Source organism: Microcoleus sp. N3A4, from assembly GCF_036701805.1.
Classification (GTDB): domain Bacteria; phylum Cyanobacteriota; class Cyanobacteriia; order Cyanobacteriales; family Microcoleaceae; genus Microcoleus.
In genome coordinates this window covers 55,559-67,544 of record NZ_JAUBRJ010000040.1, presented here as the reverse complement: position 1 = coordinate 67,544, position 11,986 = coordinate 55,559, and the positions used below count along the sequence as shown (strand labels likewise).

Genomic DNA, 11,986 nt, shown 5'->3' with positions numbered 1-11,986 from the left:
TTAGATTTTAGATTTTAGATTTTAGATTTTAGATTTTAGATTTTAGATTTTAGATTTTAGATTTTAGATTTTAGATTAAATAATTGAAGAATTATTGATATTATTCTTAAATTCCCAATACCTAATTCCCAATACCCAATTCCTAATTAATTATGTCTCTTTCTCCTTTGACCCACAAAGTTATCGGCGTTGCTGCAATCTGGAACGAGCGACAACAAATTTTGATAGACAAGCGCCGACAACACGGACTGCACGGGGGTTTATGGGAGTTTCCGGGCGGTAAAATAGAGCCTGGGGAAACGATCGAAGCTTGCATAGAACGGGAAATTATGGAGGAGTTGGGGATTGTTGTAGAAGTTGGCGATCGCTTGATTACGATTGACCACGACTACACTAATTTTACAGTTAGGCTTTACGTGCACCACTGCCGCCACGTCAGCGGGGAACCGCAAGCGATCGAATGCGATGAAATTCGCTGGGTCACACTCGATGAAATTGACCAATTTACTTTTCCCAAGGCAAACGCACAGATTATTGCTGCACTGCGGAAAAGTTGAACTGTATATAGCAATCCTAAATCATTATCAAGACTATGATACCATTATATAGCAATCCTAAATGATTTGCTTGCATTATACGCGAGCTTTCTGGCTCGCACTTCAAGGATTCAGGTCTCGCTCGATTTTGCGACTGATGCGAGGATTGCTATAGTACCCCGCCCACCAGTTCCTACAGTCAGTTTTGTAGACGAATACTGTCTTGCCTATCAACATCTATTTCTCTCTTGTAAGAAGTTTTGAAAACTTCAAGTATCTAATTATAGGGATGATTTCCGAAATAGAGCGAAAATCGCTAACAGGAATAGCGAAAGTGGTCGGCTTGAAAAATGAACAATCTCTACATCATTTTTTAACAGTTTACCCTGGAATATTAAGGCTTATCAACAATTAAGATTGTCGTTAATCCGAGAGAGAGTGGCTGGCAAAAAAGTCATATTAATAATAGATGAAACCGGAAACAAGAAAAAGGGAAATACTACCGATTATGTGGCGAGACAATATATTGGGAATCTCGGCAAGGTAGAGAATGGCATAGTATCTGTTAATGCCTATGGTGTAGTCGGGAACACACTATTTCCATTAATGTTTAAAGTTTTCAAACCACAAGCAACTCTCCTACCAGAAGACACATATAAGACTAAACCTCAACTTGCCCTAGAAATTATATCGGAACTAGAGGGGATGGGATTTAAAATCGAGCAGGTATTAGCTGATAGTCTATATGGGGAAAGCTCTACATTTATACAATGGCTAAATAAATTGCACCTCAAATATGTAGTAGCAATTCGCAGAAATCACAAAGCTTGGTTGAATCAAGAAGAAGTTACTTACAGTGACTGGCAAACATTTGACCGGGTATTTTCTAATGGCAATGAACAGACAATATCTATTCAATAAATCATTTGTCCGGGCGATGGCGAGGTGAGATACTGGAAGATAACCAGTGATTTTTTCCGGGAGCGAAAAACTAATACTTGGTATTTAATGACTAATTTTACAGGAGATTTATATTCGAGTATTGGGAATCACTATGGTTTTAGGAATTGGATTTAGTACGGATTCAAGCAAGCTAAAAACGAACTAGGTTTGGCCGATTTTCGGGTAAAAAGTTATCAGCAAATATCCAAGTGGTGGGAAATAGTTAGTTGTGCATTTTTGTGAATTAGCTTACAACAAACAAACCAGAGAAATAATCAAGTGACACGCGAGAGTGTGTCAGAGGAATGCCAGAGCTTAAATTGCGTTGGGCCACAGGGTATAGCAATCCTAAATGAGTCGCAAAATCGAGCGAGACCAGAATCCTTGCAGTGCGAGCCAGAAAGCTCGCGTATAATGCAAGCAAATCATTTAGGATTGCTATATATCTCAAGAACCATTAAAATATAGTCAGCATGAGTGGTGGAATTTTAGTGGAGGATGGAAATCTACGTTAAATAATTTGCGACTGATAATTCAACCCTATTTCTTTTACAATTTCCTCAAGCCTTGGCTCTTGATTTTTGATATTCCTAGCTTAAAAGCCGGATTTCTAGAACTATTAAATATGAGGAATAAGTTTCGTGGAGATACAACATTAGACTCTGGATAAAGTTGGTATGCCGCTGTTTTATTTTATCCAGAGTGATGAAAGAGCGATATTAGTCGCAGCAGAAAAAAAAATATTTCCCAAAACACTTGACAAACTGGCGAACTTATGGGATAGTAGTAATTCGTGACAGATGCGGAACTGGCGGAATTGGTAGACGCGCATGATTCAGGTTCATGTGGTGCAAGCCTTCCGGGTTCAAGTCCCGGGTTCCGCATTCCAAAGGCAGAAAGAAGTTTGGGGTTAACCCGATACAGGCAATAACCCCATTCGCTCTGCTGAATTAAACAATGCTGACAAGTATTCAAAACCCCCTAGTTAAAGAAATCCGCAAGCTGCACAGCTCGAAGGGACGCAGGGAACAACAATTATTTTTACTCGAAGGGACGCACTTGCTCGAAGAAGCTTGCGCGGCCAAATACCCGCTAGCAACGGTTTGCTGCACTCCCGAATGGCTGGAGGATCACGGGAAACTGTGGGAGCAAGCTGCTAATTTAGCCGATCGCACCGAATTAGTCAGCTCGAAAGTGTTAGAGTCGATCGCCACTACAGTCCAACCCGACGGCATTGTCGCCACCGCACCCCGCACTGCAACAGAGCCGGCAAAACTGTCAACTTTAGGAATAGCCTTAGAAACAATCCAAGATCCCGGCAACTTGGGGGCGATCGTCCGCACGGCTGCGGCTGCTAATGCCGACGGTTTGCTGCTGAGCGCAGACAGCGCCGATTTAGACCATCCCAAAGTGCTGCGCGCCTCTGCTGGAGCTTGGTTTAAACTGCCAATGGCAGTCAGTCCAGATTTAACCGCCGAAGTCTCCGCGTATAAAAATCGAGGAATGCAAATTTTAGCAACCGTCGCCGGGGCTCGTTTAAGTTATTGGGAAGTAGATTTGCGAGTGCCGACTCTGATAGTTTTAGGGAACGAAGGTTCTGGGTTGTCGGAAGAATTGAGGAGTTTGGCCGATCGACAAATCCAAATCCCCCTGAGTCGCGGCGTAGAATCTTTAAATGTGTCGATCGCCGCAGCCCTCATCTTGTACGAAGCTCAAAGGCAAAGAAGTCATTAGTCAATTGGTGATTGGTCATTATCTGTTGGGTCGATCGGTTTCCTCATCAGCGCACCAATCACCCGCATTTGGACCTTACCACGACCCAAAAATCGCTCCCTCATAGCTTTGAGCAAGAGATGAGAACGCATTACCACCACCGCAGGCAGATACAGTGCTTTTCGCAATCGGAAATAGCCTGTACAAAACAAACGAATTTTACCACGAACACTCCTTCGAGAACGGAGCTCACACAGAGTTAAACCTGCACGATCGGAATGCTTGACAGGCATTTTTGTAAGGATATATAGCAATCCTTGCAGGATTTGCTTGCATTATACGCGAGCTTTCTGGCTCGCACTGCAAGGATTCTGGTCTCGCTCGATTTTGCGACAGATGCGAGGATTGCTATATATAGCAATACGCTTGGGTTAAAACTATTTATTCCTCGGAGCTCCCCCTCGCATCCCCCTTAAGAAGCTATGCTTTATAAACATCTTTTTTAACAAGAAAGTTGACAAAAGTAACTACTTGTGTAGAAGCTATTGGGGCGATCGCTTCTGATCGAATACGAATTCTTTTGCAAAGAGTGTTCATTGATGTCTCCCTCTTTCCATGAGTTTGCTGAAGCGCGATCGGGGTTTTTCCCGATCGCCATTCGCTACAACCCTTACTCAGCAAGTTTTGGTTTTAACCTGTTTTGATAAGCAAACCCGATCGCCCTTCCCGACGGTTCCTTATCGATAGCGTCATCCTAAAAGATTTACTTATCATTCAAATTTAATAATTGTTTTATAATTTCCGGAAGAGTACGGTAGAGTGAATTATCAAGTCAAGGAAACGTGCTGCTCGCAAAAAGTGAGTTCACACAATTCGGCTGACCCAAATATCGATTTAATCAAAAAAGTCAAATCAGCAGGGTAGTTTAAAGACTTATGCTAGCAATAAATCTTTAGCTCCCTCCTGCCAATCTGCGCTCCAAACAGTTCGCTCAACCCAATTAGCGAACAGAAAAAAAGCGCCTTGATAAACTTCAGTGATGTCGTTACAGAAGATTATGAATTGCAGCGAGGCAAGGCTATGACAAAATTTTCAGAGCAATTTTCCAGACGTAAATTTATCGTCACCGCAGGTGCATCTGCCCTGGGTTCAATACTGCTCAAAGGCTGTTTGGGAAATCCCCCAGAACCCGGTGCAACTGCCGGTGCTGGCGGCACAATACCCGCAGCTACCTCAGTAGTGGCTGTTGCCAACGAGAAAAGAGTCGAAGGAATTGAAAGCACTAAAATCACATTGGGATACATCCCGATCGTCGAAGCAGCACCTTTAATCATTGCCCAAGAAAAAGGCTTTTTTGCCAAATACGGCATGACCGAAGTTACGATTGCCAAGCAAGCAAACTGGGGTTCGGCAAGAGATAACGTAGAAATCGGATCTGCCGGCGGCGGCATTGACGGCGGTCAGTGGCAAATGCCCATGCCTTATCTAATTAGTAAAGGCCTGATTACCAAAAACAGCGTCCAAATCCCGATGTATGTTCTAGCCCAGTTGAACACTCAGGGAAATGGAATTGCGATCGCGGCCAAACACCAAGGCAAAGGCCTCGGACTTAAACTAGATCGATCGGCCCAAGACTACATCAAAGGCCTCAAACAAGCAGGCACGCCCTTCAAAGCAGCCTACACTTTTCCCAAAGTTAACCAAGACTTGTGGATTCGCTACTGGCTGGCAGCTAACGGCATCAATCCCGACGCAGATGTCGAACTGCTAACAGTACCGGCCGCCCAAACTGTCGCCAACATGAAAACCGGAAGCATGGACGGTTTCAGCACCGGCGACCCCTGGCCGCTGCGGATTGTCAAAGAAAACATCGGCTTCATGTCCGCCCTGACTGCCGAAATCTGGAAAGATCACCCAGAGGAATATCTAGCAATTCGCGGCGACTGGGTAGACAAACACCCCAAAGCCACCGAAGCCATACTCGCAGGACTAATTGAGGCACAGCAGTGGTGCGACAAGCCCGAACATCGAGCCGAATTGGTCGCCATTGTTTCTGGCAAAAATTTCTTTGACGTATCTCCCCAAGTTTTGCTACCTCCCTATGAAGGCAAGTATGTCATGGGCGACGGCAAACCAGACATCAACGACTTCAATAGCAGTCCGCTGTACTGGAAAGACGCCATCGGCAACGTTTCCTATCCATACAAGAGTCACGATTTGTGGTTCTTAACGGAAAGCGTGCGCTGGGGTTTCTTGCCAACAACAACCTTGGCAGATTCTAAGACAATCATCGATCAAGTCAACCGCGAAGATATCTGGAAGAAAGCAGCAAAATTAGCCGGAGTTGCTGATGCTGACATTCCGAAAAGTACGTCTCGCGGCGTTGAGAAGTTCTTTGACGGCAAAGAATTTAACCCGGAAAATCCAGAAGCTTACCTCAAGAGTTTGGCAATTAAAAAAGTGTGATGGGGTCTTAGCTTCCCATAATTTAGTCTCGAAATTTAGTCTCGAAAATACACAGCACCAGACATAGGAGATTAGCAGCATGGCTGTAAGTACAAGTCGGAGAGGCGGCAATGCACAAGGAGCTTTTGGCGAGTTTTGGAAGAAGAATTCCCCGAATATCTTGCCGCCAATTTTGGGAGTAATTGGATTTCTGTTAGTTTGGCAGTTCCTGTCGAGTTTGGGAATTATCAAATTGCCCGGGCCGATCAGCGTTTGGACTGACGAACGGACGCGGATATTGTTGATGTATCCTTTTATGAACTCCAAAACCTACGGAGTCGGCTTATTTTGGCAGACTTTGGCTAGTTTGGAACGGGTGGCAAAAGGCTACACTCTCGCGGCCGCTGTAGGAATCAGCATGGGAGTTGTGGTAGGTACGAATCCCTTCTTGAACAAGGCTTTAGATCCGATTTTCCAGTTTTTGCGGATGGTGGCGCCTTTGGCTTGGGTGCCGATCGCCCTGGCTGCACTTCAACAAAACGAACCTGCTGCTTTGTTCGTGATTTTTATCACTTCAGTTTGGCCGATTTTAATCAACACGGCTGAAGGTGTGCGCCAAATTCCCGACGATTACAACAATGTGGCGAAAGTGCTGCAGCTTACTCGGAAGGAATATTACATGAATATTTTGTTTCCGTCGGCGCTTCCTTATATCTTCACAGGATTGAGAATTGCGATCGGTTTGGCTTGGCTGGCGATTATTGCTGCGGAAATTGTGATGTCGGGGATTACGGGTATCGGCTTCTTTATTTGGAATGCTTACCAGCAAAACTACATTAGCGAAATTCTGTTAGCGGTGTTCTACATTGGGGCTGTTGGTTTGTTGCTCGATCGGCTGATGGCTTGGTTGCAGCAAAAGATTGCTCCTTCTCAAGGAAAGTAGCTAATTCGATGGGTTAACTGTTGACTGTTGACTGTTGACTGTTGACGGGTGACTGTTGACGGGTGACTGTTACAGGAATTACGAACTCCGAGGATCAGAAACCAGTTTTTTAAACTATTGTTGAGGGATTCAACAAAGTATTTTGGTTAGTTTAAAGACCAGTTTTCTGCGTCCAGGAATGTATTATAGCGGTTCTCAAGTGAGTGAGGTACGTAGTTGGGCTTGGGCCCTCAAGCGTCTGGGTGGTTATGTAAGCTGTCAGTCATACCTCATCTTTTTGAGAAAGGCTATAACTATTAGCTGTTATATATCAACAGCGAACAGCGAACAGTCAACAGTCAACAGTCAACAATCAACAATCAATATCTAGCGAAACAACAAACCTACAAAAAAGGCAAGAAAATCATGTCTGTTTTGATTGCAGTAGAACAAGTCGAAAAAGTTTTTAATTTATCAGACGGTGGCACATACATAGCCCTCAAAGGCATCGATCTGGAAATTAAAAAAGGCGAATTTATCTCATTAATTGGACACTCTGGTTGCGGCAAATCTACGCTGCTCAATATGGTGGCAGGTTTGGATTTGCCGACATCCGGATTGGTGACAATTGACGGGCAAAGAATCACCCAGCCAGGCCCCGATCGCATGGTAGTATTCCAAAACTATTCCCTGCTACCTTGGCGGACGGTCAGAGAAAACATTACCCTAGCCGTAGACTCGGTAATGAGTGGCTTACCCAAGGCGGATCGCCTCGACATCATTCAAAAACACATCGATATGGTGGGCTTGACGCCCCACGCCGAGAAGCAACCCGCACTGCTCTCGGGCGGACAAAAACAGCGCGTGGCGATCGCCCGCGCCCTCGCCCTGCGTCCCAAACTGTTACTCTTAGACGAACCCTTCGGCGCTTTGGATGCTTTGACTCGCGGCAACTTGCAAGAAAAGTTGATGGAAATTTGCCAAGAGTACGAAATCAGCGCCTTGATGGTAACGCACGATGTGGATGAGGCCGTGTTGCTGAGCGATCGCATTGTCATGCTCACCAACGGCCCAGAATCGAAGATTGGCGGCATTCTCGAAGTAGACATCCCCCGCCCCCGCCAGCGGATGGAAGTCGTCTCACACCCCAGCTACTACGCTCTACGTAGCGAAATGATTTACTTCCTCAACCAGCAGAAGCGGGTGAAAAAACTGCGGGCGCGGAAAGTCCCCGCGATCGCCCGCCACGGTCTAGAAAAAGTCAACCTCGAACTCGGCTTTATTCCCCTGGCAGCCTGTGCTCCCCTCGCTGTCGCTAAAGAAAAAGGCTTTTTTGCCAAGCACGGCCTCGATGAAGTCCACCTCGTGCGGGAAACAAGCTGGCGCGGCATCGTAGACGGCATCGCTGCAGGTTACTTAGACGCAGCTCAAATGCCCTCTGGGATGGCGGTGTGGTTGAGCTTGGGGGGCCACCAAGAGAAGCCGATTCCGACGGTTACAGCCCTCACCATGAGCCGCAATGGCAACGGAATTACCCTCGCGAGGCGCTTTTACGACCAAGGGATCTACACTCTAGGAGATTTCAAAAAAATGCTCCTGAGAACGCCCGCGCAAACGCACCGCATGGGCATCGTTCACCCTTCTTCGATGCACAACCTGCTGCTGCGCTACTGGCTGGCTTCCGGCGGCATTGACCCCGATCGCGATGTGTTGCTGAAAAATATCCCACCGGCTCAGATGATCGTTGACTTGCAGGGCGGCACTATTGACGGTTTCTGCGTGGGGGAACCTTGGAACTTGCGGGCCTCGATGGAAGGAGTCGGCTTTACGGTGGCGACAGATTTGGAACTGTGGCCCGGACACCCCGCGAAAATTCTGGGGGTGCGGGAAGACTGGGCAAATGCTTATCCCAACACTCACATTGCTCTAGTCAAAGCTTTGCTGGAAGCTTGCCACTATTGCGCCGATCCAAATCACGCCGCGGAGGTTTCGGAAATTGTCGCGGGAAGGGAGTACGTCGCCACCGACAAGAGTTACATCCAACTAGGCGACCCGAAATCTACTGCTTGCAACCTCGATACTCCCATGCGGGAATACGCCCACCACTTGTTTTCTGGAGAGGGGGTGAATCGCCCAAGCCGCACCGAACAACTCTGGCACATGGTGCAGATGGCGCGCTGGGGCGATACTGTGTTCCCGCGCAACTGGGTGGAAATTCTGGAACGGGTGGTGCGAGTCGGTGCGTTCAGCACGGCGGCGCGAGAGCTGGGGATGGCTGATATTAATTACACTCGCGGTTCTCTCAGCTTGTTTGACGGCTCGGTGTTTAATGCTGACGATCCGATCGGCTATCTCAACAATCTGGCGATTAAACGCGATTTCACGATGGCGGAAGTTGTGCTCGATTCCGGCCGCAGAGCTGCTTAAAGCGGTTTTTAGTTCGATAAAAACAGGGTAATTGCTAATTGTTAGTTGTTAGTTGTTGGTTGTTAGTTGTTAACTGCTAATTGTTAGTTAGTAATTCCCTCTTCCTTCTTCCCTCTTGCCTCTTCCTTCTTCCTTCGCAAATCACCCACTCACAATTTCCCAAACCCATGATTAATACTTCTCTCAACCAGACGAACACCAAAACTGAAATCCAGCGGGGAAAAGGCCGCCGCCAACCTTTTTTGGTGATGGACAGTGTTTACAAAGAATATCCAAACGGTTACAGGGCTTTAGAAAACGTCAATCTGAATGTAGCTGAGGGAGAGTTTATTACTCTGATCGGACACTCGGGCTGCGGCAAATCAACACTGTTAAATATGGTGTCGGGTTTTAGCCATCCCAGCCAGGGCACCGTGACGATTAACGGGCAGCGGATTACGAAGCCGGGTCCCGATCGCATGGTGGTGTTTCAGGGTTACGCTTTGCTGCCTTGGCGGACGGTGTTTGAAAATGTTTACCTGGCGGTTAATGCTGTATTTCCGAATAAGTCGAAGGTCGAAAAAAATGCGATCGTCAATGAACATTTGGCAATGGTGGGATTGACTGAAGCTGCCCAGAAAAGACCTCCGCAAATTTCTGGGGGGATGAAGCAGCGGGTTTCGATCGCCCGCGCCTTAGCAATTCGCCCGAAAGTGCTGATTTTAGACGAACCTTTTGGTGCTCTGGACGCAATTACGAAGGAGGAATTGCAGGAAGAGTTGCTGAAAATCTGGAACGATCACCGCTGTACGGTGTTGATGATTACTCACGATATTGACGAAGCGCTGTTTTTGGCCGATCGACTGGTGATGATGACTAACGGCCCGTCGGCGACAATTGGCGAAGTTTTGGAGATTCCTTTCCCGCGTCCGCGCGATCGGGTTCAAATGATGGAAGATCCGGAATACTACAATTTGCGGAACTACGCCCTAGATTTCCTGTTCCGTCGCTTTGCACACGATCACGATGCCTAATCGGTTGGCAAATCAAAGTTAAAGAGGAGAATTATGAGACTTCTCGAACAATTTTAATTCTTGTGCGGAGTAGGCGTTGGGCATCCTGCCGGCCCAAGACGAGCTTTTTTGCAGAAGTCTCTTGAAAAGTTGAAGCCCCAGTGTTCCCCGATGTCAGGGGAAAATCGCTGCGGGCAAAATTTTCCAGATCCGGTTGGGTAAACTGAAGCTTAATGGTTGGCGATAAGTTTTTTCGGACGTTCGGATCTTTTTCTCGACTTTTACGTCTACCAGCCAAGAGACCCGATTGCCTAGCTGTCGGTAAGCTGGCATGAACAGAGCCCACCTTCGATCCGAGGGTGGGCTTCTCCTTCATGTTATTAACAGTTTTGGGGCGATCGAGGGTTTGTGCATTCCACCCTTTGAACTGGCACACCACGGGGCATAGATTGGCATTGGATGGATTATGGCTGCGGGCGATCGATTTTTGTGAACCGCAGATAGACGCAGATAGATACAGATAAATACTGAATTGTGAGGACTGAAGAAAGGATTACAATTGAATTCCTAAAAGATTCCAGTTTATCAAAAATTATACAAATCCGCAGGCTGCTAGCGCAATTAAAGAGTAATAAGTTCTCCAAATTAGCGACCTATACTGATTTTTCCGCGCCAGAAATGCCAACAAAAGTAATGCCGGTGTCAGACCCGTGCTTATCGGTGGAATCAACAGCAGCGCCATAAGGAATGAAAAATAAATAAGGTGACTAATAGAGCAATAGTTTACCTTGGATCGAGGCTTCTGGGGTTGAATTGTGCAAGTTATTTATTTTTCATTCCTTAGCTGTTGCGGCATTTAAATTATATGTCAAAAAACAATCAAACAATGAGTGGGGTGGGCTTTGAGCAACGCCCCGAATATACAATTTAAATGCGCGACAGCTTATAAACGATTTCAATCGCCGATTAATCTGCGTTAATCAGCCTTAATCAGCCTTAATCAGCAGTTAAATATCAAAACCCGAATCATCAATAATTTCGCAAATCTGCTTGTCCACATAATCAGCATCGACATTCCGCGCCATCAACTCAGCTAAAATGCCCAAAGAAATCAACTGCACCGACAGAATTGTACACAAAATTCCAAAAAATAACAAAGGTCGATTGCCGATCGGCCCAAAATTCATCCCCGCCAAATTCAGAAACCAAATAACTATCAAATAACTCAGCGAAACAGTTCCAACCAAGCCAAAACACAATCCCAAACCCCCAAACAAATGACCCGGTTTGTGCAAATACTGCGTCGTGGCTAACACCGTCAACAAATCAATAAATCCCCGCGCATAACGTTCCCAGCCGTAATTCGATTTTCCGTGCTTTCGCGGATGGTGTTCGACAACTACTTCCCCTATTTTAAACCCTAAATTGTTTGCTAAAGCCGGAATGTAGCGGTGCAATTCCCCGTACAATTTAATCGACTGCAAAACTTCCCTGCGATAAGCTTTAAAACCGCAATTCATATCGTGCATTTGCACCCCAGTCAGCAAACACGCAACGGCATTAAATAGCTTGGAAGGTAAAGTTTTAGAAAGGGGGTCGTTCCGCTGTTTTCGCCAACCGGAAACTAAATCAAATCCCGATTCTAAATGATGTAAAAATTTGGGAATTTCGGCGGGGTCATCCTGAAGGTCAGCATCAAGAGTAAAAATAATTATCCCTGTTGCATTGCGAAATCCTGCTGAAAGTGCGGCGGATTTGCCAAAGTTGCGGCGCAGTTTAATCGCTTTAATTAGTTTAGGATTTTGGCTGGCTAAATCGGCGATTTCTTGCCAAGAATAATCGCGACTGCCGTCATCTATGAAAATGACTTCGTAACTGTCAATTCCGGTTTGGAACATGACAATTTGGATTTTTTCAAACAGCAATTTGAGGGTGGCTTCTTCGTTGTGAACTGGGATTACGAAGCTGAGATGTTTTGGCATAGGGCTATTCTATTTCATTTGTGTTGT

At 46.1% G+C, this 11,986-nt stretch carries 9 protein-coding genes and 1 tRNA gene; 8 read left to right on the top strand and 2 right to left on the bottom strand.

The features are described 5' to 3' along the window. The first annotated feature begins 152 nt into the window (after window positions 1–152). From mutT to QUA56_RS21955, 8 genes are all read left to right on the top strand, one after another. Window positions 153–557 (top strand): 8-oxo-dGTP diphosphatase MutT, encoded by a 405-nt coding sequence (gene mutT, locus QUA56_RS21990; RefSeq protein ID WP_333361455.1) that lies wholly within the window; start codon window positions 153–155, stop codon window positions 555–557. A 336-nt stretch (window positions 558–893) separates the two neighbouring features. Further along, window positions 894–1,457 (top strand): transposase, encoded by a 564-nt coding sequence (locus QUA56_RS21985; protein ID WP_333361464.1) that lies wholly within the window; start codon window positions 894–896, stop codon window positions 1,455–1,457. Between the two features lie 823 nt (window positions 1,458–2,280). After that, window positions 2,281–2,362: transfer RNA gene (locus QUA56_RS21980), tRNA-Leu, on the top strand. A gap of 73 nt (window positions 2,363–2,435) precedes the next feature. Continuing rightward, complete coding sequence (locus QUA56_RS21975; RefSeq protein ID WP_333361454.1) at window positions 2,436–3,212, top strand: RNA methyltransferase; 777 nt, start codon at window positions 2,436–2,438, stop codon at window positions 3,210–3,212. Between the two features lie 1,059 nt (window positions 3,213–4,271). Beyond that, complete coding sequence (locus tag QUA56_RS21970; protein WP_333361462.1) at window positions 4,272–5,657, top strand: CmpA/NrtA family ABC transporter substrate-binding protein; 1,386 nt, start codon at window positions 4,272–4,274, stop codon at window positions 5,655–5,657. 79 nt (window positions 5,658–5,736) lie between these two features. Further along, window positions 5,737–6,579 (top strand): nitrate ABC transporter permease, encoded by an 843-nt coding sequence (ntrB, locus tag QUA56_RS21965; protein ID WP_333361451.1) that lies wholly within the window; start codon window positions 5,737–5,739, stop codon window positions 6,577–6,579. A 405-nt stretch (window positions 6,580–6,984) separates the two neighbouring features. Beyond that, on the top strand, window positions 6,985–8,985 hold the full coding sequence (locus QUA56_RS21960) for a nitrate ABC transporter ATP-binding protein (RefSeq protein ID WP_333361449.1): 2,001 nt from the start codon (window positions 6,985–6,987) through the stop codon (window positions 8,983–8,985). A 167-nt stretch (window positions 8,986–9,152) separates the two neighbouring features. Beyond that, window positions 9,153–9,998: a nitrate ABC transporter ATP-binding protein gene (locus QUA56_RS21955; protein ID WP_333361447.1), complete on the top strand. Its 846-nt coding sequence runs from the start codon at window positions 9,153–9,155 to the stop codon at window positions 9,996–9,998. Between the two features lie 31 nt (window positions 9,999–10,029). Here the strand turns inward: QUA56_RS21955 and QUA56_RS21950 are convergent, their stop codons facing one another. Next, window positions 10,030–10,416: a hypothetical protein gene (locus QUA56_RS21950; protein WP_333361444.1), complete on the bottom strand. Its 387-nt coding sequence runs from the start codon at window positions 10,414–10,416 to the stop codon at window positions 10,030–10,032. Window positions 10,417–10,984: 568 nt separating this feature from the next. Beyond that, on the bottom strand, window positions 10,985–11,959 hold the full coding sequence (locus QUA56_RS21945) for a glycosyltransferase family 2 protein (RefSeq protein ID WP_333361442.1): 975 nt from the start codon (window positions 11,957–11,959) through the stop codon (window positions 10,985–10,987). Window positions 11,960–11,986 lie beyond the last annotated feature (27 nt).